This is a genomic window from Polaromonas sp. P4_H1 (genome assembly GCF_056400945.1).
In genome coordinates, this window is record NZ_JBFUKG010000009.1 from 158,744 (window position 1) to 184,116 (window position 25,373).

Annotated in this window: 27 protein-coding genes; 18 read left to right on the forward strand and 9 right to left on the reverse strand. The window is 62.3% G+C overall.

Annotated features, from left to right (window positions below):
• Positions 1 to 67: 67 nt before the first annotated feature.
• Together AC1DS5_RS13515 and AC1DS5_RS13520 are read left to right on the forward strand one after the other, a co-directional pair.
• Positions 68 to 568 carry a GFA family protein gene (locus AC1DS5_RS13515; protein ID WP_477718775.1) on the forward strand — a complete coding sequence of 167 codons (501 nt, stop codon included), beginning with the start codon at positions 68 to 70 and terminating at the stop codon, positions 566 to 568.
• A gap of 54 nt (positions 569 to 622) precedes the next feature.
• Entirely contained in the window at positions 623 to 1,633 is a 1,011-nt protein-coding gene (locus tag AC1DS5_RS13520) for a CapA family protein (protein ID WP_477718776.1), read from the forward strand.
• A 47-nt stretch (positions 1,634 to 1,680) separates the two neighbouring features.
• Here AC1DS5_RS13520 and AC1DS5_RS13525 read toward each other — a convergent pair whose 3' ends face one another.
• Positions 1,681 to 3,102 (reverse strand): FAD-binding oxidoreductase, encoded by a 1,422-nt coding sequence (locus tag AC1DS5_RS13525; protein WP_477718777.1) that lies wholly within the window; start codon positions 3,100 to 3,102, stop codon positions 1,681 to 1,683.
• Positions 3,099 to 3,488 (reverse strand): DUF2069 domain-containing protein, encoded by a 390-nt coding sequence (locus AC1DS5_RS13530; RefSeq protein WP_477718778.1) that lies wholly within the window; start codon positions 3,486 to 3,488, stop codon positions 3,099 to 3,101. The genes AC1DS5_RS13525 and AC1DS5_RS13530 overlap by 4 nt, the downstream gene beginning before the upstream one ends.
• A gap of 93 nt (positions 3,489 to 3,581) precedes the next feature.
• Between AC1DS5_RS13530 and AC1DS5_RS13535 the strand changes: the two genes are divergently transcribed.
• The 4 genes from AC1DS5_RS13535 to AC1DS5_RS13550 all read left to right on the forward strand — a co-directional run bounded on the left by AC1DS5_RS13535 (position 3,582) and on the right by AC1DS5_RS13550 (position 6,720).
• Positions 3,582 to 4,796 carry a YihY family inner membrane protein gene (locus AC1DS5_RS13535; protein ID WP_477718779.1) on the forward strand — a complete coding sequence of 405 codons (1,215 nt, stop codon included), beginning with the start codon at positions 3,582 to 3,584 and terminating at the stop codon, positions 4,794 to 4,796.
• 118 nt (positions 4,797 to 4,914) lie between these two features.
• The gene (locus AC1DS5_RS13540; RefSeq protein ID WP_477718780.1) at positions 4,915 to 5,151 is read left to right on the forward strand and encodes a hypothetical protein; all 237 of its coding nucleotides are present in this window, start codon (positions 4,915 to 4,917) and stop codon (positions 5,149 to 5,151) included.
• A gap of 618 nt (positions 5,152 to 5,769) precedes the next feature.
• Positions 5,770 to 5,952, forward strand: a complete 183-nt coding sequence (locus AC1DS5_RS13545) for a DUF3606 domain-containing protein (protein ID WP_477718781.1) — start codon at positions 5,770 to 5,772, stop codon at positions 5,950 to 5,952.
• Positions 5,953 to 6,309: 357 nt separating this feature from the next.
• The gene (locus AC1DS5_RS13550) at positions 6,310 to 6,720 is read left to right on the forward strand and encodes a thioredoxin family protein (protein ID WP_477718782.1); all 411 of its coding nucleotides are present in this window, start codon (positions 6,310 to 6,312) and stop codon (positions 6,718 to 6,720) included.
• A 55-nt stretch (positions 6,721 to 6,775) separates the two neighbouring features.
• On the opposite strand, the gene AC1DS5_RS13555 is transcribed toward AC1DS5_RS13550, so the two are convergent.
• Positions 6,776 to 7,582, reverse strand: a complete 807-nt coding sequence (locus AC1DS5_RS13555; protein ID WP_477718783.1) for an alpha/beta fold hydrolase — start codon at positions 7,580 to 7,582, stop codon at positions 6,776 to 6,778.
• 98 nt (positions 7,583 to 7,680) lie between these two features.
• Entirely contained in the window at positions 7,681 to 8,982 is a 1,302-nt protein-coding gene (locus tag AC1DS5_RS13560) for an O-acetylhomoserine aminocarboxypropyltransferase (protein ID WP_477718784.1), read from the reverse strand.
• A gap of 176 nt (positions 8,983 to 9,158) precedes the next feature.
• On the opposite strand from AC1DS5_RS13560, the gene AC1DS5_RS13565 reads away from it, so the two are divergent.
• Positions 9,159 to 9,626 carry a CBS domain-containing protein gene (locus AC1DS5_RS13565; protein ID WP_477718785.1) on the forward strand — a complete coding sequence of 156 codons (468 nt, stop codon included), beginning with the start codon at positions 9,159 to 9,161 and terminating at the stop codon, positions 9,624 to 9,626.
• A 39-nt stretch (positions 9,627 to 9,665) separates the two neighbouring features.
• On the opposite strand, the gene AC1DS5_RS13570 is transcribed toward AC1DS5_RS13565, so the two are convergent.
• Both AC1DS5_RS13570 and AC1DS5_RS13575 read right to left on the reverse strand, forming a co-directional pair.
• Positions 9,666 to 11,225, reverse strand: coding sequence for a S8 family peptidase (locus tag AC1DS5_RS13570; protein WP_477718786.1), 1,560 nt, complete (start codon positions 11,223 to 11,225; stop codon positions 9,666 to 9,668).
• 177 nt (positions 11,226 to 11,402) lie between these two features.
• On the reverse strand, positions 11,403 to 12,656 hold the full coding sequence (locus AC1DS5_RS13575; RefSeq protein ID WP_477718787.1) for a polyhydroxyalkanoate depolymerase: 1,254 nt from the start codon (positions 12,654 to 12,656) through the stop codon (positions 11,403 to 11,405).
• 222 nt (positions 12,657 to 12,878) lie between these two features.
• On the opposite strand from AC1DS5_RS13575, the gene AC1DS5_RS13580 reads away from it, so the two are divergent.
• The gene (locus AC1DS5_RS13580) at positions 12,879 to 13,535 is read left to right on the forward strand and encodes a glutathione S-transferase family protein (protein ID WP_477718844.1); all 657 of its coding nucleotides are present in this window, start codon (positions 12,879 to 12,881) and stop codon (positions 13,533 to 13,535) included.
• Between the two features lie 215 nt (positions 13,536 to 13,750).
• Here the strand turns inward: AC1DS5_RS13580 and AC1DS5_RS13585 are convergent, their stop codons facing one another.
• Positions 13,751 to 14,176: a cupin domain-containing protein gene (locus AC1DS5_RS13585; protein ID WP_477718788.1), complete on the reverse strand. Its 426-nt coding sequence runs from the start codon at positions 14,174 to 14,176 to the stop codon at positions 13,751 to 13,753.
• A gap of 100 nt (positions 14,177 to 14,276) precedes the next feature.
• Here AC1DS5_RS13585 and aroC point away from each other — a divergent pair, with 100 nt between their 5' ends.
• Positions 14,277 to 15,374 carry a chorismate synthase gene (gene aroC / locus AC1DS5_RS13590; protein WP_477718789.1) on the forward strand — a complete coding sequence of 366 codons (1,098 nt, stop codon included), beginning with the start codon at positions 14,277 to 14,279 and terminating at the stop codon, positions 15,372 to 15,374.
• A gap of 52 nt (positions 15,375 to 15,426) precedes the next feature.
• Here the strand turns inward: aroC and AC1DS5_RS13595 are convergent, their stop codons facing one another.
• Positions 15,427 to 16,311 (reverse strand): DMT family transporter, encoded by an 885-nt coding sequence (locus AC1DS5_RS13595; protein ID WP_477718790.1) that lies wholly within the window; start codon positions 16,309 to 16,311, stop codon positions 15,427 to 15,429.
• Positions 16,312 to 16,471: 160 nt separating this feature from the next.
• On the opposite strand from AC1DS5_RS13595, the gene AC1DS5_RS13600 reads away from it, so the two are divergent.
• Positions 16,472 to 16,606, forward strand: coding sequence for a hypothetical protein (locus tag AC1DS5_RS13600; RefSeq protein WP_477718791.1), 135 nt, complete (start codon positions 16,472 to 16,474; stop codon positions 16,604 to 16,606).
• Between the two features lie 87 nt (positions 16,607 to 16,693).
• Here AC1DS5_RS13600 and AC1DS5_RS13605 read toward each other — a convergent pair whose 3' ends face one another.
• Positions 16,694 to 17,485: an IclR family transcriptional regulator domain-containing protein gene (locus AC1DS5_RS13605; RefSeq protein WP_477718792.1), complete on the reverse strand. Its 792-nt coding sequence runs from the start codon at positions 17,483 to 17,485 to the stop codon at positions 16,694 to 16,696.
• A 194-nt stretch (positions 17,486 to 17,679) separates the two neighbouring features.
• Between AC1DS5_RS13605 and AC1DS5_RS13610 the strand changes: the two genes are divergently transcribed.
• The 8 genes from AC1DS5_RS13610 to AC1DS5_RS13645 all read left to right on the forward strand — a co-directional run bounded on the left by AC1DS5_RS13610 (position 17,680) and on the right by AC1DS5_RS13645 (position 25,355).
• A complete protein-coding gene (locus tag AC1DS5_RS13610) occupies positions 17,680 to 18,657 on the forward strand; it encodes a shikimate dehydrogenase family protein (protein ID WP_477718793.1) in 978 nt (325 codons plus the stop codon).
• Between the two features lie 81 nt (positions 18,658 to 18,738).
• Positions 18,739 to 19,908: an ABC transporter substrate-binding protein gene (locus AC1DS5_RS13615; protein WP_477718794.1), complete on the forward strand. Its 1,170-nt coding sequence runs from the start codon at positions 18,739 to 18,741 to the stop codon at positions 19,906 to 19,908.
• 54 nt (positions 19,909 to 19,962) lie between these two features.
• A complete protein-coding gene (locus AC1DS5_RS13620) occupies positions 19,963 to 20,838 on the forward strand; it encodes a branched-chain amino acid ABC transporter permease (protein ID WP_011482781.1) in 876 nt (291 codons plus the stop codon).
• Positions 20,835 to 21,857, forward strand: coding sequence for a branched-chain amino acid ABC transporter permease (locus AC1DS5_RS13625; RefSeq protein ID WP_477718795.1), 1,023 nt, complete (start codon positions 20,835 to 20,837; stop codon positions 21,855 to 21,857). The genes AC1DS5_RS13620 and AC1DS5_RS13625 overlap by 4 nt, the downstream gene beginning before the upstream one ends.
• Complete coding sequence (locus tag AC1DS5_RS13630) at positions 21,854 to 22,612, forward strand: ABC transporter ATP-binding protein (RefSeq protein ID WP_477718796.1); 759 nt, start codon at positions 21,854 to 21,856, stop codon at positions 22,610 to 22,612. Before AC1DS5_RS13625 ends, AC1DS5_RS13630 begins: the two co-directional genes overlap by 4 nt.
• Before the next feature lie 131 nt (positions 22,613 to 22,743).
• Complete coding sequence (locus AC1DS5_RS13635) at positions 22,744 to 23,514, forward strand: ABC transporter ATP-binding protein (RefSeq protein WP_477718797.1); 771 nt, start codon at positions 22,744 to 22,746, stop codon at positions 23,512 to 23,514.
• A gap of 36 nt (positions 23,515 to 23,550) precedes the next feature.
• Entirely contained in the window at positions 23,551 to 24,456 is a 906-nt protein-coding gene (locus AC1DS5_RS13640; RefSeq protein ID WP_477718798.1) for a VOC family protein, read from the forward strand.
• Positions 24,457 to 24,461: 5 nt separating this feature from the next.
• Positions 24,462 to 25,355 (forward strand): sugar phosphate isomerase/epimerase family protein, encoded by an 894-nt coding sequence (locus AC1DS5_RS13645; protein ID WP_477718799.1) that lies wholly within the window; start codon positions 24,462 to 24,464, stop codon positions 25,353 to 25,355.
• Positions 25,356 to 25,373 lie beyond the last annotated feature (18 nt).

Genomic DNA, 25,373 nt, shown 5'->3' on the forward strand with positions numbered 1-25,373 from the left:
TCATTTCCTTTCTTGCAGGGACATGCCCCGCCGGCGCTTTCCAATCCGACGTTGACAAGAGATGCCTGTGACCACTGACGAACCAGTTCTCTTCTTTGAAGGCGGTTGTACCTGCCGCCTGGTGCGCTACCGCATGACGACGAAGCCAATGTTCGTTCACTGCTGTCATTGCCGCTGGTGCCAGCGTGAAACCGGAAGCTCTTTTGCGCTCAACGCACTGATCGAAGCCGATCGCGTGGAGTTGTTGCAAGGCGAGGTCGAACTGGTCGATACGCCGTCGAACAGCGGCAAAGGCCAGAAGATCGCGCGTTGTCCCAGGTGCCGCATCGCCGTCTGGAGCAACTACGCCGGCGCAGGCGACCTGATGCGCTTTGTCCGCGTCGGAACACTGGACGAGCCCGACCGTCTGCCGCCCGACATTCATATTTTCACTTCATCGAAACAGCCCTGGGTGGTGCTGGCGCCGACGACCCCCGCAGTTGCCGAGTACTACAAGGCCAGGGACCATTGGACCCCGGCGAGCCTCGAGCGGCGTGCTGCCTTGCTGGCCGCCAAAGCCCGGCAGTAGTTTCACTGCGCGCAGCCATCGAACGAGGTGCCTGGAATCCATGAGGAGGGGAACGTGACCACTTTGGCTTTGGCGGGCGACGTGATGCTCGGGCGGCTCGTCAACGACGCCGTACGGCGAAAGCCGGCGGCAAAACCCTGGGGCGATGTGCTGCCCGTCATGGCGGCGGCCGACGCCCGCATCGTCAATCTCGAGTGCGCCATCACGACCCACACCGAACGGTGGACGCGCACGGAAAAAGTGTTCCATTTTCGCGCCGCCCCGGGGGCCGTCAAGGTATTGCGTGCCGCGCGGATCGACGCGGTATCGCTCGCCAATAACCACGTGCTCGACTTTAACGAGGTGGGCCTGCTCGATACCCTGCATCACCTGGACCACGCCGGTATTGCGCATGCCGGCGCCGGACACGACCTGGGCGAGGCCAGGCGTCCTGCTTTCATTCACGCGGACGGAACCCGCATCGCGCTCATCGCGCTGACGGACAACGAAGCGGCGTTTGCGGCCACCGCCACGCGTCCGGGCACCTACTATCTACCGGTCTCGACTGACGCCGACACGCTGGCGCAGATCGGCGCCAGCATCCAGGCGGCGCGCTCCGCCGGCGCCGACATCGTCGTGCTCTCCAACCATTGGGGGCCAAATATGACCCTGTACCCACCGCGCCATTTTCGCGACTTTGCACACGCAGCGATCGAGCTGGGGGCGGACGTGTACTTCGGGCATAGCGCCCACCTGTTTCACGGGGTCGAGATCTACAAGGACAAGCCGATTCTCTACGACACGGGTGACTTCATCGACGACTATGCCGTCGACCCCTGGCTGCGCAATGACTGGTCCTTCCTGTTTCTTGTCACGCTCGAAGCAGGCAGGCTGGTTCGCCTCGAGTGCGTACCCGTGATATTGAGGCTTGCCGAAGTCCGCCTGGCCCAGGAGCCCTTGTGTGCCCAGCTGTGCCGCCGCATGCGGGCCCTGTCCGAAGAGTTCGGGACGCGCCTCAGGGAAAGCGGCGAGCGCCTGGTGTGGGAGCCAGGCCGGGACGGCGGTGGTGGTGGTGCGAGCTGTTGATTGCCGGGCCAGTTTGACCCTTCGTGGCCTGCACCCGGACGGCAAATCTATATTCGCAGCACTCGCCCTGGATTCATCAGATTCTGCGGGTCCAGCGCCCGCTTGATGGCCCGCATCATGCTAAGGGCCACCGGTGATTTGTGCTGCTCCAGCTTGTCGAGTTTCAAGCTGCCGACACCGTGCTCGGCAGAAATCGAACCGCCGAATTTTGTCACCGAGTCGTAGACCAAGGCATTGACTTCTTCCTCGTGATCGCGCAAAAACGCTGCGGCATCGCCGCTGGCGGGCGCCTGCACGTTGTAGTGCAGGTTGCCGTCGCCCAGATGGCCAAAATTCACCAGCCGCACGCCCGGGATGGCTTGCATCAGCAGGGCATCGGTGACCTCCACAAACTCCGGAATGCGCGAAACGGCCACCGAGATGTCGTGCTTGATGTTCAGTCCTTCCTCGGCCTGGGCCAGCGGAATGCTTTCACGGATGTGCCAGAGCTGGTGGGCCTGGGCCAGATTTTCAGCGACCACCGCATCTGTCACGCAGCCCTGCTCTAGCGCGGTCTCCAGCAGCTTTTCGAACTGCGCGCGGGCATGGGTTTCCGATTCCTGATCGGAGTTTTCGAGCAGCACGCAGAACGCGGTTTCTTCATGAAGCGGTACCCGTAGCTGCTTGAAGTTTTTGGCGACCAGGCTCAGGGCAAACTGCCCCATGACCTCAAAGCCGGTCAGGCCGGCGCCCAGGTGCTGGTGGGCCAGCGCAAGAAGGCTCACGGCATCCTGCATCGAGGGCACGGCCGCCCATGCGGTCAGCTGGACGGCGGGCTGCGGATAGAGCTTGAGTGTGGCGGCGGTGATGATTCCGAGCGTGCCTTCGCTGCCGATGAACAGGTCTCGCAGGTCGTAGCCCGTGTTGTCCTTGCGCAGGCCGGACAGGCCGTTCCAGATGTCACCCTGAGCCGTCACGACTTCCAGCCCCAGGCACAAATCACGCGCATTGCCGTAGCGCACCACCTGCGTGCCGCCGGCATTCGTCGCCAGGTTGCCGCCAATGGTGCAGCTGCCTTCGGCGGCGAGGCTTAAGGGGAAAAGAAAACCGGCCTTGTCGGCAGCCTCCTGCAGCGTTTGCAAAATGCAGCCGGCTTCCACGGTGACGGTGAGATTTGCCGCATCGATCTGGCGCACGGCGTTCATGCGCTGCAGGCTGAGCACCACCTGCCGGCCTGACTCGTCGGGGATGGAGCCGACCGTCAGCCCGGTGTTGCCGCCCTGCGTGACGATGCTCACGCCAGCCGCCGCGCAGGCCTTGACGATGGCGGCCACTTCCGCGGTGATGGCGGGCCTGACCACGGCCAGAGCCTTGCCGCGCGAGCGCTTTCGCCAGTCGAGTTCCCAGGCCGTCAGGTCGCCGTCACTGAGTACCTGGCCGGGGCCGGCGATCTGCCTCAGGGTTTCCAGTAAATCAGGGTGAGTGCTCATGCTGTCTTTTCTCCGGTGGCGGCGGCTGGCACCGCATTTTTCAGTCGTACCCGTACATGCAGCGCACAGGCCGCAAAAAGCACCAGGCACAGCAGGACCTCGAGCATGGCCAGGTAGTTGCCCGGCGCGCGGTCGCTCCAGGCCCGCACCGCGCCCTCGGTGAAGTAAATCCACACCAGCAGGCTGACCCAGCGGTAGGTGTACATGCGGTTTTTCAGGATGCCGGCCAGTGGAACGCACAGCGGCAGGACCTTGAGCGCAAGCAGGGAGCCGCCGGGCCTGATGGGCGCCAGCCAGAGTTCCCAGGCCAGGCCCAGCACAATCAGGCCGGCCACGCTGCCCAGGGCCAGCCATCGCGTGATGTCAATTTGGGTTGCTTTGTTCATGAAGTGGAGTGTCATCAATCGGGTGGATCCGCGTCATCCGCTGAATCACCGATCGGTCGATTTTCTGATTTGCCGTCAGGCATGATACCGGGGATGAAATTCCAGCAATCCCTGCAGGCGTTGTTAAGCGACCTGTCCCATTTTCCGTGGCGCCACACCGCCCTCACGCTTCGCGACCGTTTCCGCGAAGACCACATGGGCCTGACGGCCAGCAGCCTGACCTTCACCACCTCGATTGCCCTGGTGCCTTTCTTCACCGTTGCGCTGGCCATTTTTACGGCATTCCCCATGTTTGCCAAACTGCAGGGCGCCTTGCAGGCCTGGCTGGTTCAAAGCCTGATTCCCGACAACATCGCCCGGCAGGTACTGGGTTATTTGACCCAGTTCAGCCGGCAAGCCAACAAGCTGGGTATCGCCGGACTGGTGCTGCTGCTGGTGACTGCCATTGCGCTGATTTTGACGATAGACCGTACCCTCAACGGGATCTGGCGTGTCAGAAAGGCCAGGCCGCTGGCGCAGCGCGTGCTGATTTACTGGGCTGCCATTACCCTGGGGCCGTTGTTGCTGGCGGCCAGCCTGGCGGTGACCTCCTATGTGCTGTCGGCCTCCCGGGGCTTGGTGGGCGTGATGCCCATCAGCCTGCGTTTCCTGCTGGACGTCCTCCAGTTCTTCCTGATGGCTGGCGGCATGGCGGCGCTGTACCGTTACGTGCCCAATACCTACGTGAAATGGTCCCATGCCTGGATGGGGGGGCTGTTCGTGGCCGCGGGCCTGGAGCTGGGCAAGCGGGTCGTCAGCCTGTACCTCAGTTCGGTGCCGACCTACTCGCTGGTTTACGGTGCATTCGCCACCTTGCCTATCCTGCTGGTGTGGATTTACCTCTCCTGGGTCATCGTTCTGATGGGGGCGGTCATCGCCGCCTACCTGCCCAGCCTGCTGGCCGGCGTAGCGCGCCGGGGCAGCGCGCACGGCTGGTATTTTCAACTGGCCATCGAGGTGCTGCAGCAATTGAACCTGGTGCGCATCACCGCGCGCAAGGGGGTGAGTGCCTCCCAGCTGGCCGAACAGCTGGAGGTCGACGTGCTGCAGCTCGAGCCTGTGCTGGAAACCCTGGTGGGGCTGGACTGGGTGGGGCAGCTCAACGAGGCGGAAGGTGCGGTGGAGTCCCGCTACCTGCTACTGGCCGACCCGGACACCACGCCGCTGGAGCCGCTGATGCAGTTGCTGCTGCTGGACAAGGCGGATTCGGTCAAAAAATTATGGGAAAAAGCCCGATGGCCGGCTATTAATCTGCGTGATGCGCTATAAGAAATATAGCGTAACGAGCAACGGGTCATATCGGTTCCCTGCGGGTGCGACGGTAAAGCGCTTGCTTATTTTGAGGCATGTGTAACAAAATATCTTATTCAGTCTTTAAGGCGTACCGATGTCCGAAGAAAAAAACCCCAGGGAAAAGCTGCAGGAAGCCATTACTGACGAACGAGCAGCCTCCCTGGAGGCAGAGCGAATCTACGAGCAGCTCACCGCGAAAATGCAGGCTTACCAGATGGGCCGCGGACCAGCACCCACCAACGAGGACTTTTTGCTGTGGAGTCGGGCCGTTGAGCGACGCATCAAGATGAAGGAGATCGGCATTGAACTGGATGGCGCGCAGCGCAGATAGCCTTCTACCCCCTGCCAAAGCTTCCATCGCATTTTCGGGCCTGAGCCACCCGTGCCGTTGCCTCCTCCGGCTTCCAGTCTGACAGTTCGCACAGCCCGCGCAGGCATAGGCCCATGCGCCGGGCCTTCGTACCATCTCCCGTGACTGGCGCCAGGGGTGCGCTGCGGTGTTTCGACTGCATACCCGCAGACCTCTTGCACCGTCAATGTCACTGTCATTGACTCACGGAGGTTTCCATGCTCAAGAAATTGATTGTTCTCGCCATCACGTCCGGCCTTGCTGCCAGGTTATACAAGACCTATGCCCATAAAAAGGAGGCCGGGGGGCCTACGACTAGCAACAGCAACAGCAACCGCAACAGCACGCCCGCGCCCCGGCAGTCCTCGGGTCCGACTGCAGCCCACGCGAATGAGTGAAGGCCGCGAATAGCGGCATGGTGGCGCAACTTTCGGGCAGTCTTGCTGCCTCTTTGCCGCCCCTGTTTTTTCGCCCGCGCCTTCAAGCGCACGGGTGAAATTCTTACAAGGCACGTCAAACCAGCACGGGAAGATTTCACCGAGTCGAACATTTCACTACCGGAGAAACAACGTGACTTCCCCTTTGCCTTTGAGAACACCTTTGAGTGAGCAACAACCCGATCTTCGTGCGCTGAAAAACGAGCCGATCAACATCAACGAAGAAGCCTCGGTGAATTTCTGGGTGGCCGCGCTGGGTTGCAGCGAGGCGGCATTGCGTCTGGCAGTCGCCGAGGTTGGCCCTGCGGCACAGGATGTGGGCAACGAACTCGGTGTAGCGGTATGAGCGTGCCGTCAACAAGCCTCTCGGGTCCGCTCTCTGTCAGGGTAAAGGAGCCGTCAGACGGCCTTTTTTACTGGGTGGTCACCCAGCTGTCGGCAGAAGAGCATAGGGCTGACATTCCCATCGATACGTCAGACCATCCGTATCCGACCCATGAAGCCGCCCTGAGTGCAGGTGTAGCCAGCCTCAAGGTGCTCAAGAGCGGGGTTTTCAAGGCGCTTCCCGGTCACGATTCCAGGTAGCGAATCCAGCCATTCGACCCACTATCGAATAACCAACGGATCGACGTACCGGATCAACGCTCGAATCCGAAAATTACAGAGTGCCGCCCGGACTTCCATAAAACGGTAAAGTGGCTGCGTGAGCAACACTACATCCCTGCCGTCACACCCTCCGTCCGCGCCGGAGGTCCACTCACGGGTTCGCTGGGTCATCTGCCTGTGCGCCGACTGGTGCGGCCTGTGCCGCGATTACAGCGACGTGTTTGCACAGATGGCGGCGCGTTACCCCTCCAGCCGCTTCGTCTGGCTGGATATTGAAGACCAGGCCGATCTGGTTGGCGATATGGAGGTGGAGACCTTCCCGACGCTGCTGATCGCCGAGGCGGAGGGCATGCAGTTTATGGGCCCCTTGCTGCCGCATGCAGAGACGCTGTCGCGTCTGCTGGACTCGTTGCAGGGCTCTGATGTGAAGCTCACGCCCCATTTGCTGGTCACACAACAACTGCTGCAGGCTGTTCAGCACACGCCCGAGCACTGGATTCGCCCCTGATGAAGGGGGCTGGCCATCGAAGAGCGCCCGCAGGAAGCCCCTGAACCGTCAGGCGTCATGGCTGCAGAAAATCCCTCAGTGCGAACAGCACCGCATCAGGCGCCTCGGTCATCAGCTGGTGGCCCGCTTCCAGCGTCACGACCTTGCCTTTGGCGGCTTTGCCGATCAGTCCCCGTGCGGCTTTGGGCATCGTCATCTGGTCATTGCGGCCAAGGACGAAAAGCACTTCGCAGCGGGTGCGCTCCATGGCTGATTCGCCAGTGGTGTAGTCATCACAAGCCTTGAAGCCGGTGTGAAACAGGTTGACGGCCGGATTGCTGAACAACACCCGCCGCATCAGCGCCTTCGACCCGCCGTACAACCAGGTTCCGGGGCCGAGCGAAGAGGGCGGTGGGGCCAGCATGGAGTGCGAAAACATGTTGACCATGTCGATGGCTTTCATCGGCTGGTTCAGCGACGTGTCGAGCAGGGCGGGCGAGACTTTCATCGGGAACGCGGTGCCCACCATCACCAGCTGGCTGACCCGCTCGGGCGCGCCGCCTGCCACCTCCAGCGCGATCAGCGAACCCAGGCTGTGGCCGACCAGCGCAGCCTTGGGAACACCCGCCACATCCAGCAGGTCCGTGATGAAGCGGGCGGCTTCTTCCACGGATTTTGGAGGAGCACCTTCGCTTTTGCAGTGGCCCGGCAAGTCGGGCGCCAGCACGTTCCAGCCGTGGTGGGCGAAGTAGCGCGTCTGCAAAATCCACACGCTGTGGTCGTTGAGCACGCCGTGGATGAAGACGACGGTGGGCCTGGCCGCATCAAAGGGCTTGCCGCCGGTGTAGCAATAGGTCTTGTGGCCGTTGACGGTGAGGTACATGATCAAGACTCCCGACGGGCCGCCCCTAGGGAGGCGATGGCCCCCTCGGGGGACGGCGAAAACACGAAGTGGTGAGTGTGGGGGTGGGGGTGCAACATTCAGGCCCCCGCTTTCTCGGCAGCCTTGAGGGCCCGCTTCAGGTCATCCATCAGGTCGTCCGGGTCTTCCAGCCCGATCGACAGACGGATCGTGCCCTGCGTGATGCCGGCGCCCAGCAAAGCTTCATCGCTCATGCGAAAGTGCGTGGTGCTGGCGGGGTGAATCACCAGGCTGCGGCAGTCGCCCACGTTGGCCAGGTGGCTGAACACCTTGAGTGCCTCAATAAAGGCCTTGCCCTGTGCGCGGTTGCCCTTGATATCGAAGCTGAACACCGAACCGGCGCCGCGCGGCAGCAGTTTTTTGGCCAGTGTGTGGCTGGGGTGGGTTTCCAGCAGGGGATGGCCAACGCGCGACACCAGCGCATGGCTGGCGAGGAAGTCCACCACTTTTTCGGTGTTGCTCATGTGGCGCGCCATGCGCAGCGGCAGGGTTTCGATGCCCTGCAAAATCAGCCAGGCGGTGTGCGGGCTCATACAGGCGCCAAAGTCGCGCAGGCCTTCGCGGCGCGCGCGCAGCAAGAAGGCGCCCACGGTGCTTTCCTCGCTGAACACCATGTTGTGAAAGCCCTCGTAGGCCTCGGTCAGTTCGGCAAACTTGCCCGACTTTTCCCAGTCAAACGAGCCGCCGTCGACGACAACGCCGCCGATGACCGTGCCGTGGCCGCTCAAAAACTTGGTCGCGGAGTGGTACACCAAATCGGCGCCGTGGTCGAAAGGCTTGATCAACCAGGGCGAGGTCAGGGTGGAATCGACCAGCAGCGGCACGCCGGTTTCATGGGCAATGGCGGCCACGGCGGAAATGTCCAGCACGTCCAGCCCCGGATTGCCCACGGTCTCACCAAAAAAGAGCTTGGTGTTGGGGCGCACGGCGGCACGCCAGCCGTCCAGGTCGCCGGGTTTCACAAAGGTGGTTTCAATGCCGAAGCGGCGCAGCGTGTAGTGCAGCAGGTTTTGCGAGCCGCCATACAGGGCGGTGCTGGCCACAATGTGCGAGCCGGCGCCCATCAGCGTGGCAATCGACAGGTGCAGGGCGGCTTGCCCGCTGGCGGTGGCAATGGCGCCAATACCGCCTTCCAGCGCCGCTACGCGCTGCTCCAGCACCGCATTGGTGGGGTTGCTGATGCGCGAATAAACATGGCCCGCGCGTTCCAGGTTAAAGAGGCTGGCGGCGTGGTCGCTCGACTCGAAGACAAAGGAAGTCGTGAGGTGAATCGGCACCGCGCGGGCGCCCGTGGCGGGGTCGGGTGCCGCACCCGCGTGCAGCGCCAGGGTGTCAAAACCGGGGTCGGAGTAGCCGGGCATGGGAAGTCTCCAATAGAAAAATGCGTAAGCTGCAGGCGGCACCTGGCTGGACGGCCAGCGAAATCGTTATAGCCCGCTGTTTGATTGTGGGCTATATTTAAACCGAATTCCCCGGCGCGGCCTGGCTGTAATGCCAGTTGCGGTGGGACAATGAAAGACCAACCGAGGAGAAAGCGATGAAGGTTCTTGACATCCTGCGCGTTAAAGGCAACACGCTTTACACCGTTCAGCCTGATGAGCCACTGGCCAAGGCGACCCAGATCATGGCGGACAAGGACATCGGATCGCTGGTCGTCATGGAGCATGGCGACCTGGTGGGCATGCTGACCTTCCGCGAGGTGATCGTCTGCATCGTCAAAAATGGTGGCGAGATCGGCAACACCCTGGTACGCACGGCCATGGACGACCATCCGTTAACCTGCACGTCAGAAACCGAGCTCGACGAAGTTCGCCGCATGATGCTGGATCGCCACGCGCGCTACATGCCCGTGATGAACCAGAAAATGCTGATGGGTGTGATCAGTTTTTACGACGTCGCCAAGGCTGTGGTGGACAGCCAGAACTTCGAGAACAAGATGCTCAAGGCCTACATCCGCGATTGGCCGGCCGAGCAGGAAGAAGAGGGCGAGTCCAAGCTGCCGTGAGGCGGGTTGCCCCGCTTTGCTTGTCGGACGTGAGCCTGCTCAGGGTTTGCTGATGACGGTCTGGGTAACTGTGTTCTGGCTTGCGTCGTAAATTATCAGTGGGCCCGAAACGCCGGTCACGCTCATGGTGGTCGAGGGCGTGTTTTTGTTAATCGTTGCGCTGGTCAGCTTGCAACTACTGGTCTGGTCCGTCACGCAGCTGACTGAGCCACCCGGCGAGAAACTCCCTGACACCGTGGCGTTTGCCACGACAGCGCCGCTGTTTTTCACGTCGCGAAGGGTCACCACCGCGGACGCGCGCCAGCCGTTTCTATAACTGACCGCGCTGTTCGTCATGGACGAGACGGCAACGGTCTGCTTGACGGGCTCCTGCGGCGCGCCCGGCGCGAGCGAATAAACCAGCAGGTTGGGCGAGCCGGACCCAATGGCCGTGAGGCGGTTGGCCGAGGCGTTGGCGGTCAGGAAGGAAACCACTGCCCCAGGCGATGCCGCGGTATTGGCTGCCAGCGCCAGCGCGGCGACCCCGGTTACATGGGGCGAAGCCATGGACGTGCCGCTGATGGTGTTGGTGGCGCTGTCACTGGTGTTCCAGGCCGAAGTGATGCCACTGCCTGGCGCGAAAATGTCCAGGCAGGTGCCGTAGTTGGAATACGAGGCGCGCGCGTCGCCGCTTGTGGTCGCCCCCACCGTGATGGCGCTCGGCGCTCGCGCCGGGGAGTCGCTGCAGGCGTCGGCATTGCTGTTGCCGGCCGCCACCACCATGGTTACGCCTTTATTGACCGCACCCGCCACGGCCGCGTCCACCGAGGACGATGCGCTGCCGCCCAGCGACATGTTGGCCACGGCGGGCCGCAGCGGGCTGTTGGCCGCAAAGTCGATGCCGGCAATCACTCCGCTCCAACTGCCGGAACCGCTGCAATTGAGCACGCGCACCGGAATCAGTGAGACCCCCTTTGCCACGCCCCAGGTGGCACCGCCCACCGTGCCGGCGACGTGTGTGCCATGGCCGTTGCAGTCGTTGGTGCCATTGCCATCGGTTATCGCGGTGAAGCCGGCGCCGACATTTACACGGCCATTAAAGTCACTGTGCGTCGCGCGAATCCCGGTGTCGATGATGAAGGCGTGCACGCCCGCGCCGGTGTAGTTGTAGTTGTAAAGGGTGTACTGGGGGTTCAGGGCGCCAACCTGGTCGATCCGGTCCAGCCCCCAGGTGGCATTGAACTGCGTTTGTGTTGCAGGTAATTGGGTTTCATTCAGCGAAACCGTCTGGTCCTGCTCGATGTAGTCCACGTTCGGGTTGTTGCGGATGCCCTGCAGCGCGGCATCTGGAAGGCTGACGGCAAAGCCCTTGAGGGCGCTGGTGTAGGTGTGGTGCAGTTGCCCGCCCAGCCCGCGCGCCAGATTGGCGGCTTCCGCGGCGGGATTGGCCACGCTGTCCTTGAACACCACGATGTAGCGCCCCGGAATCGGTTGCGACTGCGCGTAGGGATGGGTGGCCGGGGGCTGGACCGCCTGGGCGAGGGCCGCTGGTGCGCCAGCGGCGAGCGCTGTTGCGTACACGCCGAGCGCCAGGAGGCGGGCGAGGAAATTTTTTTTCATGATGACCCCGACTGGATGCTGGGAACAATGAACGAGCGCTCATCATTCTGTGCTTGCCATGCAGATGGGTCAAGCTGCTTTGTCAGGCCACCCTCGTTGCGGAGCTTTGGAGTCTGACGAATGGCAACAGCCTGGGCGCCCTTGATCCCTGAACCGGCCAGCCTTGCAGGAGCCGCTTCAGCCTGCGCTGTTGTTGCTGTTGTAAATGACGTCCCGCACCCGCGGGTAGATTTGCTGGTTCCATTTCTTGCCGCTGAAGACACCGTAATGCCCCACGCCAGTTTGTACGTGGTGAGTCTTCATGTAAGGCCGGATGCTGCTGCACAAGTCTTGCGCAGCCACGGTCTGGCCGACAGCGCAAATGTCATCCCGCTCACCTTCTACTGTCAGCAAGGCAGTGCGCCGTATGGCCTTGAGGTTGACTTTTCTGCCATGCCAGGTGAGTTCGCCCCGCGGCAGGTCATAGGTCTGAAAGACCTTGGCAACCGTCTGGAGGTAAAAACTGGCCGGCAGGTCGTTGACGGCCAGGTATTCGTCATAAAACGCGCGGATGATCTGGGCCTTGTCAAATTCGCCCTCCCGGACATGCCGGTACAAGTCTTCAAACGACTTTTTGTGCCGCTCCAGGTTCATGCATAAAAACGCCGTGAGCTGCAAAAAACCGGGGTAGACCTGCCGCATCAGGCCCTTGTGGGGCCAGGGTACGGTGCTGATCAGGTTTTTTTCAAACCATTCGATCGGCTTGCTGTTGGCCAGTTCGTTGACACCGGTGGGGTTGACCCGGCAGTCCACCGGGCCGGCCATCAGGGTCAGGCTGCTCGGCTGTGCCGGGTTGTCGTCTTCGGCCATGAGTGCGGTGGCGGCAAGGGCTGCCACGCAGGGCTGGCAGACCGCGATCATGTGCGTGCCTGGGCCCAGCACTTCCAGAAATTTGATCAGGTAGCTGGTGTAGTGGTCCAACCCGAATTCACCCTGGGCCAAAGGCACATCGCGGGCGTTATGCCAATCGGTGATGTACACGTCATGGTCGGCCAGCAGTGTGCGGGCCGTTTCACGCAGCAGCGTGGCGAAGTGGCCGGACAAGGGCGCAACCAGCAGCACGCGCGGCATGGGGGTGGCCAGTGCTTTCCTGAAATGAAGCAGGGTGCCAAAAGGCAACTCGCAGACTTTGTGTTCCGTCACGGCAACCGGTTCGCCGGCGACCTGCACCACGTCCAGGTTGTAGGCGGGCCTGCTGTGCGTCAGGCGCAGGCGAGCGAGCACTTCGCAGGCTGCGGAGAGTTTGCTGGCCGACTGGCTGATCCATGGGAACAGGGGGGCCGGACTGGACAGGCCAGACTTGACCGAGCCGACCATCATTCCGGCCTGTTCGGCGAACATCCGCAGGGGGGAGGTCAGGTCAGACTGCAACTGATAGGCGTGGTAAAGCATGCTTCTTTCTTGCTGCGCCAGAGCGAGCGGCGGCGTGAACTCTGAGCAATTTACGGGCCACTGCTGGCGACCCGTCCGCCCTGTACATGTAAAGATTCGCCATCGGAGCCGGCAACATTCAAGTTCTGGCACAGGGCTTGCTCAATGACCTTGCGTCAAGGGTTGTTGGCGCGAGGACGGCGTAACAGCGCTGCTTTTACCTTTGTGAAAGACGTCGGCATCATGGCTCAGGCAGTCCTTACCATCAGCAGCAAGAACTACGGCGCCTGGTCGCTGCGCGGCTGGCTGCTTGCCAGGCTGGCCGGTCTGGAGTTCGCCGAGAAGGTGATTCCTCCCGACGATGCGGACATGCGCGCCGAAATCCTGCTGCTGTCACCCTCCATATTGGTGCCCAGCCTGGAGCACAACGGCATCAAGGTGTGGGACACGCTGGCCATTGGCGAATACCTGCATGAAGTCAATCCCAAGGCCGGCCTGTTGCCCGGCGACATGGCCGTCCGGGCGCATTGCCGCGCCATCTGCGGCGAGATGCACTCTGGTTTCAGCGTCATGCGTTCGTCCATGCCCCTGAACATCAAGGCGTTTTTCCCGAAGTTCAGGACATGGTCGCGTGCTGACGCCGATATCCGGCGCATCGTGGGCATATGGACCGACTGCCTCACACGCTATGGCGGGCCCTACCTGTTTGGCAAAAAGCCCTGTATGGCGGACGCCATGTACGCACCGGTGGTCAGTCGTTTCAGGACTTATGACATCCCCCTTGACGCCTTGTGCGTGGGCTATTGCACCAGCATATGGACGCTGCCCGCCATGCAGGAGTGGATTGCCGCCGCGCAGGAAGAGCCTGATGACTTTGACGAACTGGACGCGGAGTTCTGAATTGACATCAACCTGCAAGTGGTAGAAGGGGTAGCTCTTAGGCCCAGCAGGGGCCGCAGGCGCAGCGCCCCTCGGGGGGCAGCGAACCACACGCAGTGGGGGAGCGTGGGGGCCAAGAGATTCCAGCAGGGGCCGCGGGACTGGCTTTGCCAGACCGCAGGCGCAGCGGCCCCCTCGGGGGGCAGGGAGCTACACGCAGTGAGCGACCGTGGGGGCTATTTCCCCCAGGGCGTAGGCGCGGGGATCTCGCACACGGGCTCCACGTCAATGCTTTTGAAGTCCGCCGGCGAAACAATTTCCAGGTATTCCATGTCGGGCGAGTAGTCAAACAGGTAGTGGCGTATACCGGGGCGCTGGTGCACGCAATCTCCGGCGGAAACCAGCGTTTCCCGGTCTTCGTACATGAATCTGGCCCAGCCCTTTAGCATGATGACGATCTGGAAATCCGCCTCATGCCGGTGCCAGCCCGTGCCTTTTTCTGGTGCCATATTGGCCTTCACCAAGTGCGCGATGACCATGCCATGGGTCGCCTCGGCAATGCCCAGGTCGCGGTAGAGGAAGAAATCACGCAATCCGTCCGGTTTGAACGGCGTGTCGCCGGGTTTGACGTGTGAGAACAGGGTGTTGGTTCGCTCAAGCATGGTGCCCTCCGGTAGTGCGCAGCCATTTGCGCCCGTGCCTTCATGCATGAAGTGTTCCCGTCGTACTCCGGCGATGGCCGACGGTTAAAATCGTGTCACTATGTCTGGCAGTACCTTTGGCAACCTCTTCGCAGTCACCAATTTCGGTGAATCCCACGGCCCGGCCATTGGCTGCGTGATTGACGGCTGCCCGCCGGGATTGGCGCTGGCTGAAGCTGACATCCAGGCCGACCTGGACCGCCGCCGCCCGGGTACCAGCCGCCACGTGACGCAGCGCAACGAGCCCGATGCGGTGGAAATCCTGTCGGGCGTGTACGAGGGCAAGACCACCGGCACACCAATCTGCCTGCTGATCAAAAACACCGACCAGCGCAGCAAGGACTACGGCAACATCCTGGAAACCTTCCGGCCCGGTCATGCCGACTACAGCTACCTGCACAAATACGGACGGCGCGACCCCCGCGGTGGCGGCCGCGCCTCGGCTCGCCTGACGGCGCCCATGGTGGCCGCCGGTGCAGTGGCCAAAAAATGGCTGGCTGAAAAATATGGCGCCAGCTTTCGTGGCTGCATGACGCAGATCGGCGACATCGCGATTCCCTTTGAGTCCTGGGAGCATGTGTCCCGCAATCCATTCTTTGCGCCGGTGGCTGACGTTTCCCACCTTGAAGACTATATGGATGCATTGCGCAAGGCCGGCGACTCCTGCGGCGCGCGCATCCGGGTCACGGCTTCGGGCGTTCCGGTCGGGCTGGGCGAGCCGCTGTTTGACAAGCTCGATGCCGACATTGCGTTTGCCATGATGGGCATCAACGCCGTCAAAGGCGTCGAGATCGGCGCGGGCTTTGCCAGCGTGTCCCAGCGAGGAACAACCCATGGCGATTCGTTGTCGCCGGACGGCTTCCTTTCCAACAATGCCGGTGGTGTGCTCGGCGGCATCAGCACCGGGCAGGACCTGGAAGTGTCGATCGCCATCAAGCCCACGAGCTCCATCATCACGCCGCGCCAGTCGATTGACACAGCCGGCAAGCCAGCCGAGGTGGTAACCAAGGGCCGGCATGACCCCTGCGTGGGCATTCGCGCCACGCCGATTGCCGAGGCCATGCTGGCGCTCGTCGTCATGGAGCATGCCCTGCGCCAGCGTGCGCAAAATGCCGATGTGACGGTCAGCACGCCCGACATCATGCGCGCACGCGGCTGAGGCCGCGCACAAACCGGCGATTCTCCGGCGGTTCCCCGGCGGTTCTGCCGGCTCAGGGTTCGGGCGATGAACTCCGGAAAGGATTGAAGCCGGTGATCAGCGCCGTTGCGGCCAGCACCAGCACGCAGCCGGGGAGCATGCTGGCCGTGACCTGCTCCCCCAGGAACAGCGCGCCCCAGGTGACCCCGAACAGTGGAATCATGAAAGCCGACGAGGTGGCCGCGCTGGCCGCAATTTCGCGCATCAGCCGCATGCTGATCCAGTACATGAAGCCCGAGGTGACGATGCCCAGCATGGCCACGGCCAGCATTGCGCCGGCGGTGGGATGCGCTGAAGGCGCAGTCATGCCCGCGGGGATTAGCAAAATCACGGTGGCTGCGGCAAACACGCTGGCGGATGCCGGCAGCGGTCCGTAGGCCAGCGTGGCGCGCTTCATCAGGATGGCGCCCACGCCATAGCTGGCAGCCGCCGCTGTGCATGCCAGCGCGGCCAGCACGACTTGCGGCGTGACGGCCACCGGTCCCAGCTGGACCAGCAGCGCCACGCCGACAAAGCCCACGGCACAGCCCAGCAGGCGCCGTGAGGTCAGCCTTTCTTCGCCGGCAATGGCGGCCCCCAGCACGCCGAACAGCGGGGCCGTGGCATTGAGCACTGCCGAGTAGCCCGCAGGAATGACCAGGGCGGCCCAGTTGAAAAGCACAAAGGGAATGACCACGGTGAGCAGGCTCAGCAGCGCCAGGCGCGGCCAGGCGGCGCGGGGAGGCCAGCGGTCACGCAGGGCGCGCATGAGGACGGTCAGCACCACGGCGGCCAGGGTGCAGCGCAGGCTGGCGACGACCCAGGGACCCAGGGCCGGGCTGGCAATGCGAAGCAGGGGAAATGATGCGCCCCAGAGGGCGGACAGGGCGATGAGCTGGATGAAATGTCGGGTCTGCATGTGGGGTGCCCAGATTGTGCGTGATCCGGGTGAATGCTGCCGGCGATGCCGCTCCATGCCGTCTCATGCCAGTCGAGGCCCTGGTTGCAGGCGCGGATTTTTCCTGTATGTCACCGCCGGACCAGTGTCTGGTTGGAAAACTTCATTGTCAGGAGTCTTCATGCCAAAAACTGCTATCCCGGTCGCCAGCCCAGCCGGAGGAGCTGTCGCCCGCCTATGTATTTTGGCCTCGCCCGTCTGCGCCAGCGATATCACCGGCATCGTGCAGCCCGTCACGGGCAGTGTTGAGGCCTGATTGTCGGGAATTCCATCCGGGTGGGTCCGGGTGGGTGATGACGTCTTCGCTGCATCGGCTTCAGGGCTATCGGCGCGCTGATGCCGATCAGATCAGGTTGCGCATGGCCTGGGCGGTTTCGCGCAGTACCGACAGCACGCGGGCGACGGCCTCTTCGCTCGATTCGTGTCCCATGGGCATGGTTACGCTCAGGGCGCCGGCCACGTCGCCATGCCGGTCGCGCAGCGGCACGGCAATGCCGCGGTAATTGAGTTCCAGCTGCTGCTCGGAAAGGGCCCAGCCCTGGGCGCGCACGCGTGCCAGCTCGATGCGCAGGCGTTCCTTGCTGGCAATGGTGTAGGACGTGTAGGCTTTGAGTTCATGGGTGGCGAACCAGTTTTCCAGCCAGCCGGCTTCGCGCAGGGACAGCATCAGCAGGCCGGCGGCCGTGACCTGGGCCTGCACGCGCGAGCCGAGTACGTAGCCAGTGTTCATCGCGCGGCTGCTGCCATTGCGTGCGATGTACACGACCTCGTCGCCGTCCATGACGCTCACATACGCGCTCTCCTGCGTGCCGGCGGTCACGCGCTGCAGGAAGGGCTGCACGATGCGCGGCAAGCGGGCCGATTCCAGGTAAGACTGCCCAAGCCTCAACACGCGCGGGGTCAGCCAGAACAGCTTTCCGTCGCCCGCCACGTAACCCAGGTATTCCAGTGTCAGCAGGTAGCGGCGGGCGGCCGTGCGCGTCATGCCGCAGCGCGCGCCAGCCTGGCTGGCGGTCAGGCGAGGGTTGGCATCGTCAAAACATTCGATGATGGACAGGCCTTTTTCGAGGCCGGCAATCCAGTCACGTTTGTCGAGCGCGGGTGTGGACGGCACTGAGGGGGCAGGCATTGTCATGGGCCAAGTATTGTGGGAGTGCTCAGTCCGTAAATATGGGGTGAAACCCTTGCTTTGATCGATGATCGCTCAAAACTGATCGTTAATCGCTCAAATGCTGAATTTAAGCTTTTAATTAAGGCTTCAACCCACTAAAGTTCAGCCGAAATCAGCAAATTCAATCGATTATCGAACAAACTCAGCGCCAATTCGACATGCATTCCACCATTCAGGGCAGCACCGATGTGTATTTGATCTCCGGCGATCCGGTGGAGCAAGTGCGGGCGCCCGAGGTGTTCAACCTGATTTTCAGGACGCTGGGCATCAATGCCGTGCTGGTGCCTGTGCATGTGGCCCTTCGGGACATTGAGGCTTTCGTGCGCACTGCCTTCCTGGCCAAAAACATCAAGGGCATGCTGGTAACCATTCCGCATAAATCGCGGGTGATGGGCTTGCTCTCGCACTGCAACGACGCTGGCCGTATGGCCGGCGCGGTGAATGGCATTCGCCGCAATGCAACAGGCGAGCTGGAAGGCGCGCTGTTCGACGGCAAGGGTTTTGTGCTGTCGCTGGACTACTTCGGGGTGGCTTATGCCGGCAAGCGCGTGTTGATTCTGGGCGCCGGCGGTGCTGCGGCCGCCATTGCCGTTTCGTTGGCGCTGGCGGGTAGCCACGCACCGGCCGGAATCGCGCTCTATGATCCGGCACCCGGCAAGGCGCAGGCCTTGGCAAGCCAGCTTGCTGCTGCGGCGCAGATGCCCCTGGCAAACATTGTGGCCGCGACCAGCGGCGACCCGTCGGCCTATGACCTGGTGGTGAATGCCTCGCCGCTGGGGCTCAAGGCCGGTGATCCCCTGCCGTGCGATGTGTCGCGGCTGGCTCCGCATGCGGCCGTGGCGGACATTTTGATGAAGAACCAGCCGACACCGCTGGTCCAGGCTGCCCGGGCACGGCATCTGGTAGCACAGCCCGGCTTTGAAATGCTGATCCAGCAAGCGCCGGATTACCTGGCATTTTTTGGCTATGCCGAGGCGGCGCAAACCGTTCGCAACGACGCCACCTTCATTCGCGAACTCCTGTACCCGGCCGCCATGCGCGGCGAGATCCGTCGGCCGGGCAAGCTCACCCCCGCCCTCCAATCCACCAGCGTTCCAGTCCCCGGAGTCGGGGAATCACGACTCATATCCCATTGATTCGACATTGATTCTGTATTGGTTCCATCTTGATCCCGCATTGATTTTTGTACTGACTTTCAACCCTTAGAGGAGATAACCATGAAGAAACGATTTGCTCTTAAGCTGATAGCTGTTTGCGCAATAGCCATGGCGGCTACAGCCGGATTTGCGCAGGACGTCATCAAGATTGCCAACATTGTCGAGCTGTCCGGTGGCGGCGCCACGGCGGGCACCAACTTCAAAAATGGTGTCGAACTGGCCGTCAAGGAAATCAACGCCGCGGGCGGCATCCTGGGCAAAAAAATCCAGACCATCACCACCGACACCCAGAGCAACCCCGGCGTGGCCAAGGGCCTGACGCAAAAAGCCATCGATGACAACGTGTTCGCCATTTTTGGTCCGGTGTTTTCCGGCTCCATCATGGTCAGCATGGCCGAGTCGCGCCGTGCCGAGGTGCCCAATTTCACCGGCGGCGAGGCGGCCAGCATCACCGAGCAGGGCAACCCCTATGTGTTTCGCACCAGCTTCACCCAGGCCACAGCCATGCCCAAGGTCGCCCGCTACATCAGCGACCAGGCCAAACTCAAAAGCATTGCGATCATTTATGTGAACAACGACTTCGGCAAGGGCGGCCTGGACTCGATCAAGAAGGCGCTGGCCAATTCGCCGACCAAGATCGCTGCCGAAATTTCCACCGAGCCCGGCCAGATCGACTTTTCGGCCGCCGTGCTGCGAGCCAAGCAGAGCAATGCCGAAGGCGTGTTTGCCTACTCCAATGAAGAAGAGTCGGCGCGGCTGCTGCGCGAGTTGCGCAAGCAGGGCTGGAACAAACCCATCATTGGCGAAACCACGCTCACCGGCCAGAAGGTCATCGAGCTGGCGGGTGAGGCTGCCAACGGCGCCGTGGCCCATGTGGGCCTGACGGTTGATGCGCCGCAGCCAGCCATTCGCGCCTTCCGTGCCAAGTTTGAGAAGGAATACAAATATGTGTCCGACCACAACGGCATGAAAGGCTACTCCGGCGTCTACGTGCTGAAGTCCGCGATCGAGAAGGTCGGCAAGCTCGACCGCAAGGCGGTGGCGGCTGCCCTGCATACCCTGAAGGTGAAAGCGGCGGATCAACCCGGTGTGCTGATGGATGTCTCGTTTGACAGCAAGGGCGACCTGGACCGAGAGAGTTTCATGATTGAAGTGAAGAACGGCAAGCAGGAAGTGGTCGCCATCCTGCCGCCGCTGGGTGCCGCGCCTGCGGCCGCACCGAAGAAATAAGCCGCCAGCGCCTCCTGAAACCCTCCAGCAAGCACTTCTTATGCAGGCACTGCCATGACAGACTTCCTCCAACTCTTTTTCTCGGGCCTGGCCACCGGCAGCATCTATGCGCTGGCGGCCCTGGGTTTTACCTTGTTGTGGCAGGCCTCCGGCACGATCAACTTCGCGCAGGGTGAGTTTGTCATGCTGCCCGCCTTCATGCTGCTGGGTTTCATCTCGCTGGGCGCGCCCATGCTGGTCAGCTTTGTGCTCACGGTGCTGCTGGCCGTGCTGCTGCTTGGCTGGGTCTTCAAGCGCGGCGTGGTGGATCCGCTGTTCAAGTACGGCATGATGCCCATCGTCGTGGCCACCATCGGCCTGTCGATCGCCATGCGCAACGGCGTGCGCGCCGGCTACAGCGCCGAAGCCCATCCCTTCCCCAGCCTGTTTGCCGACAAGCTGTACAACATCGCAGGCGTCACCATCACCCTGCAGGACGTCGGCACCTTTGCCCTGGCCATGATCATCGTGCTGGCGACCCAGGCCTTCCTGGCCAGGACGGTCACGGGCCGCGCCATGCAGGCCGTGGCGCAAAACACCGAGAGCGCCAGCGTGCTCGGCATCAACGTGCCGCGCATGATCTTCTACACCTTCGCCATCAACGCCGTGCTGGCCGTGGCGGCAGCGCTGCTGGTCACGCCGACTTACCTGGCCAAGTTCGACATGGGTGAAGGCCTGGGCACCAAGGCCTTCTTTGCCGCCATCATCGGCGGCTTTAACAATTCACGCGGCGCGCTGCTGGGCGGCCTGATCGTGGGCGTGTGCGAAAACCTCGCCTCCGCCTACATCTCGCCCGCCTACAAGGACGCAGTGGCGCTGGTGATTTTCATGATCGTGATCCTGTTCAAGCCGCAAGGCCTGCTCGGCAAGAAAGAGGAGCGCAAGGTATGAAGCTCTTGAACCACAAAATGGCGACCATCTTCACGGTGCTGGGTGCCTTGCTGGTGCTGGTCGCGCCGCAGTACCTGAAGAACTACGGCATCTACCTGCTGACCTACTGGCTCATCTTCATCATTGCCACCATGGGCCTGAACCTGACCATTGGCTATGCGGGCCAGAAGTCCCTGGGGCATGCGGCATTCTTCGGCATCGGCGCCTACACCGTGGCCATCCTGATGAAGGCCGGCTTCAGCTTCTGGCTCGGCCTGCCGGCGGCGGCGCTGATCTGCTTTGCCGTCGGGCTGATCCTCGGCTTTCCGGCGCTGCGGGTGCAGACCATCTACCTGGCCTTTGCTACCCTGGGCTTCAACACCGCCATCTGGCTGGTCATGCGCAACGAAGAGTGGCTCACTGGCGGCACCTTCGGCATCAACAACATAGCGCGTCCCGCCATCCTCGGCTACTCGCTCGAAGCCAACCGGCCGTATTACTATTTTGTGCTGGTGGTGACGCTGATCCTGTCGGGCCTGCTGTGGGGCCTGCTGCGCTCACCCTGGGGCAAAGCCTTCAGGGCCCTGCGCGACAACCCGATACGGGCCGAAAGTCTGGGGGTCGACATCCGCAACTACACGCTGCTGAGTTTCGCCATCGGTGCGGTGTACGCCGGTGTCGCCGGCGCGCTGTTTGCCTCGCTGGTGCAGTTCATTGAACCCGCACCATTCGCGGTGGGTGCTTCCATCATGATGTACCTGATGGTCGTCGTCGGCGGTGCCGGTTATTTCCTCGGCCCCATCGTCGGTGCTGCCGTCGGTGTGGTGCTGCCGGAGTGGCTGCGCGACGTACCGGGCGTGGCCAATTGGTATTTGCCCATGTTTGGCGCCGCGGTGGTGGTGCTGATGGTCTGGCTGCCCGACGGTTTGCTCAGCATTCCGGACCGCATCCGGGACCGGCGCGCCGCGCGTGATGCCTCGGCAGCCCGCAAAATTGCAGCGGGCATGGCGGCCACCAAGCGGGTGGGAGCAGCATCATGATGAACCCTCTGCTGAAAGTCACCGACCTCAGGAAATCCTACGGCGCCATCCAGGCGGTAGGCGGTGTGTCGTTTGAAGTCATGCCGGGCGAGATCTTTGGCGTGATCGGGCCCAACGGCTCGGGCAAGACCACCATGTTCAACAGCGTGCTGGGCCAGATCAGCCCGGACACCGGCGCCATCGAGCTCAACGGCAAAAACATCACGGGTTTGTCACCGCTGGAGTTGAGCCGGCGCGGCGTGGGCCGCACCTTCCAGACCCTGCAGGTGTTTGGCAAGATGACGGTGCGCGACAACCTGATCGTGGCCGCGCAGGAGCACAAAGGCAGCATGCTCAGCCGCATGTTTGCCCCCGGCGACTCGGGGCTGGGCGCGAAGGCCGATGCGCTGATCGACCAGTTCCGCATTCGCCATGTCGCCGACAAGCCGGCCGGCACGCTGAGCTACGGCCAGCAAAAGCTGGTGGACATTGCCATGGCCTTCATGGCCGAGCCCGACCTCGTGCTGCTCGATGAGCCCTGCGCCGGCGTCAACCCCAGCCTGGTGGGTGGCATCTCGACCCTGCTCAAGGAGTTGAACCAGAACCCGAAGTTCGGGCGCAAGGGGTCGTTTGTGGTGATTGAGCACAACATGGACTTCGTCATGGATTTGTGCCACCGCATCATGGTGATGGTGGAGGGGCGGGTGCTGGCGATTGGTACGCCGGCTGAAATTCGGGGCAACAAAGAGGTGCTTGATGCCTATCTTGGAAATTGAGATACACCCCCGTCTCGGCTCACTGCGTGTAGCCGGATCCCCCCTCAAGGGGACAACCGCTGCGGCCCGGCGGAGCCGGTTCCGCGCCGTTGCTTGCCTCGATTTGTACCGCTACGACATGGAATACTGACATGACAAACGATATCTGTATTGAGTTTGACGACGTGGTGGCCGGTTACAAGGACTTCATGATCCTGAACAACCTGTCGTTCAAGGTCAGGCGCGGCTCTATCACCTTGCTGCTGGGCCCCAATGGCGCGGGCAAGTCCACCGTGCTGAAAACGCTGTTCGGTCTGCTCAAGCCGCGCCAGGGTCGCATCCTGCTCGATGGTGTGGACATCTCCGGGGCCAGCCAGAAAGAGTTGTTGGCCAAGGGCATTGCCTTTGTGCCGCAGGGGCGCAACCTGTTTGGCCAGCTCACGGTCTGGCAGAACCTGGAGCTCGGCGGCATCACCCTGGGCACCAAGACCACGCACGAGCGGATTCCCGAGGTGCTGGAGTTCTTCCCGCGCGTGAAGGAGCGCCTGCACTCCCAGGCCTCGGCCCTGTCCGGCGGCGAGCAAAAGCAGCTGGAGGTGGGCCGTGCCCTGTTGCTGCGTCCCAAGGTGCTGCTGATCGACGAGCCTTCCATCGGCTTGTCGCCGATAGTGGTGCAGGACGTGTTCAAGCTGCTGCAAAAACTGGCCTCGCAGGGAACCACGGTGCTGATGGTGGAACAAAATGTCAAGAGCGCCCTCAAAATGGCGGATGACGCGATTGCGCTCGAATCAGGGCAGTTGGTGCTGCACAAGAAAGCTTCCGAGTTGCTGGCCGACCCGAACATCGAGCGGCTCTTTTTGGGCGGCGGGCATGTGCCTGGTGCGACGGTCGAATCCGCTTTTCCGGCAAACCAGCCGCTTTGATGTCCTGATCATTCCTGAACTCAACCGGAGAACACCATGAGTACCCACCTCCAGGCGGCAAGCACTGACCGGGAATCCATTCTTGACGCCGTCAACCCGCTCGGACTGGACGGCATTGAATTCATCGAATACACCACCGCCAAGCCGCAGGCGCTGGGGCAGGTGCTGGAAATGATGGGCTTTCGCCCCATCGCACGCCACCGTTCACGCGAGGTGCTGCTGTACCGGCAGGGCGGTATCAATGTGATCGTCAATGCCCATATTCCGGCCATGCCTGACGGCGCGGCACCGACCGACAAGCCGGTGATTGCGGCCGTGGCCGTGCGCGTGCGCGACGCCGCAGAGGCTTATCGCCGGGCGCTGGAGCGCGGCGCCTGGGCCGTGCCCTCACGCGTGGAAGTCATGGAGCTGAACATTCCCGCCATCCACGGCGTGGGCAAGAGCCGCATCTATTTTGTGGACCGCTACGACAAGTTTTCCATCTATGACGTGGACTTCGTGCCGATTCCCACGGTGGACCCGCATCCACCTGCCGTGGCCGGTCTGCATTTTTTCGGCATCGTGCAGTACATCGGCAATGACCGCACCGAAGACTGGGCGGAGTTTTATCGCGAGCTGTTCGGCTTCACCGAGTTGCCCGCCGAGGAACGCTTCGGCATCCTGCCCAAGGGGCGGATCCTGCGCAGCCCATGCCCGCCGTCATCCCGCTTTTACCTTCAGTTGATCGAGCCCGAAGCCAGCGTGCTGGATGTGGAGGGCGACGAGGGACTGCAGCGCATCGGCCTGGGCACCGCCGACGTGTTGCAGGCGGTGGCCGAACTGGGCAAACGCGGCGTGGAATTTGTCGAGTCGCGCGGCGTTCACACCGAGGACCGCGGCGCGCTGACCAAAACCTGGCTGGGCAGTGTGAGCTTTGAGCTGGTACACGACGAGCGCGGTTGAAGATCATGAGTCACTACAGCGGAAACATAGACGATTTCGGGATGGACACCATCTCGCTGGCCGGCCCGCTCGAGGCCAAGCTGAAGGCTGTCCGGGAAGCAGGATTCACCCAGATCATGCTGGCCGCCAGGGACCTGGTGGGCCACCCCGACGGCCTTGACGCCGCGATTGCTGCGGTGCGTGCCAGCGGTTTGCGCGTCACGGGCTTTCAGGTGCTGCGCGATTTTGAGGGCCTGTCAGGCCATCTGCACGATTACAAAGTCGACATTGCCAAGTCGATGCTGGAGATGTGCCACGCATTGGACTGCCGGCTGTTGCTGATCTGTTCATCCACGTCCGTGCATGCCACGGACGACACCCGGGCGCTGGTCAAGGACTTGCGCAAACTGGCCATGCTGGCGATTCCCATGAATATCCGCATAGCCTATGAAGCCCTGTCGTGGGGGCGTGTCGTCAATGAATTCCCGCAGGCCTGGGACATCATTTGCGAGGCTGACATGCCCAATCTCGGCCTGGGATTTGACTCCTTCCACATGTTTGCGACCAAGACCTCGCTGGACGAGCTGGACATGCTGGATCCCGACAAGATATTCCTGGTGCAGCTGGCCGACTTCATGTGGACCGAGATCAAGTCGGTCGAGGAACGCATTGCCACGGCGCGGCATTTTCGCGTGTTTCCCGGGGAAGGCGTGCACAGCGAAGCACTCGCCACGCTGGTGACCAAACTCCACGGGCTGGGTTACCGCGGTGACTACAGTTTCGAGGTTTTCAATGACGACTACCAGCAAATGCCTTTACCCACCGTGGCCCAACGCGCCTGGCGTTCGGCCTTGTGGCTGGGCGAGGACGTCTTGCGGCGCTCCGTGCCCTTGCCCAACCAGATCCGCCTGAAGCGATGATGCCCCCACGCTTGTCAC

Coding starts and splice junctions, on each gene's coding strand:
- AC1DS5_RS13645 (WP_477718799.1), top strand. CDS start 24,462: ATGAGTCACTACAGCGGAAACATAGACGATTTCGGGATGGACACCATC.
- AC1DS5_RS13570 (WP_477718786.1), bottom strand. CDS start 11,225: ATGAAAAAAAATTTCCTCGCCCGCCTCCTGGCGCTCGGCGTGTACGCA.
- AC1DS5_RS13630 (WP_477718796.1), top strand. CDS start 21,854: ATGATGAACCCTCTGCTGAAAGTCACCGACCTCAGGAAATCCTACGGC.
- AC1DS5_RS13625 (WP_477718795.1), top strand. CDS start 20,835: ATGAAGCTCTTGAACCACAAAATGGCGACCATCTTCACGGTGCTGGGT.
- AC1DS5_RS13635 (WP_477718797.1), top strand. CDS start 22,744: ATGACAAACGATATCTGTATTGAGTTTGACGACGTGGTGGCCGGTTAC.
- AC1DS5_RS13640 (WP_477718798.1), top strand. CDS start 23,551: ATGAGTACCCACCTCCAGGCGGCAAGCACTGACCGGGAATCCATTCTT.
- AC1DS5_RS13540 (WP_477718780.1), top strand. CDS start 4,915: ATGTCCGAAGAAAAAAACCCCAGGGAAAAGCTGCAGGAAGCCATTACT.
- AC1DS5_RS13565 (WP_477718785.1), top strand. CDS start 9,159: ATGAAGGTTCTTGACATCCTGCGCGTTAAAGGCAACACGCTTTACACC.
- AC1DS5_RS13560 (WP_477718784.1), bottom strand. CDS start 8,982: ATGCCCGGCTACTCCGACCCCGGTTTTGACACCCTGGCGCTGCACGCG.
- AC1DS5_RS13530 (WP_477718778.1), bottom strand. CDS start 3,488: ATGAACAAAGCAACCCAAATTGACATCACGCGATGGCTGGCCCTGGGC.
- AC1DS5_RS13600 (WP_477718791.1), top strand. CDS start 16,472: ATGCCAAAAACTGCTATCCCGGTCGCCAGCCCAGCCGGAGGAGCTGTC.
- AC1DS5_RS13605 (WP_477718792.1), bottom strand. CDS start 17,485: ATGACAATGCCTGCCCCCTCAGTGCCGTCCACACCCGCGCTCGACAAA.
- AC1DS5_RS13610 (WP_477718793.1), top strand. CDS start 17,680: ATGCATTCCACCATTCAGGGCAGCACCGATGTGTATTTGATCTCCGGC.
- aroC (WP_477718789.1), top strand. CDS start 14,277: ATGTCTGGCAGTACCTTTGGCAACCTCTTCGCAGTCACCAATTTCGGT.
- AC1DS5_RS13595 (WP_477718790.1), bottom strand. CDS start 16,311: ATGCAGACCCGACATTTCATCCAGCTCATCGCCCTGTCCGCCCTCTGG.
- AC1DS5_RS13615 (WP_477718794.1), top strand. CDS start 18,739: ATGAAGAAACGATTTGCTCTTAAGCTGATAGCTGTTTGCGCAATAGCC.
- AC1DS5_RS13575 (WP_477718787.1), bottom strand. CDS start 12,656: ATGCTTTACCACGCCTATCAGTTGCAGTCTGACCTGACCTCCCCCCTG.
- AC1DS5_RS13620 (WP_011482781.1), top strand. CDS start 19,963: ATGACAGACTTCCTCCAACTCTTTTTCTCGGGCCTGGCCACCGGCAGC.
- AC1DS5_RS13555 (WP_477718783.1), bottom strand. CDS start 7,582: ATGTACCTCACCGTCAACGGCCACAAGACCTATTGCTACACCGGCGGC.
- AC1DS5_RS13525 (WP_477718777.1), bottom strand. CDS start 3,102: ATGAGCACTCACCCTGATTTACTGGAAACCCTGAGGCAGATCGCCGGC.
- AC1DS5_RS13585 (WP_477718788.1), bottom strand. CDS start 14,176: ATGCTTGAGCGAACCAACACCCTGTTCTCACACGTCAAACCCGGCGAC.
- AC1DS5_RS13580 (WP_477718844.1), top strand. CDS start 12,879: ATGGCTCAGGCAGTCCTTACCATCAGCAGCAAGAACTACGGCGCCTGG.
- AC1DS5_RS13535 (WP_477718779.1), top strand. CDS start 3,582: ATGAAATTCCAGCAATCCCTGCAGGCGTTGTTAAGCGACCTGTCCCAT.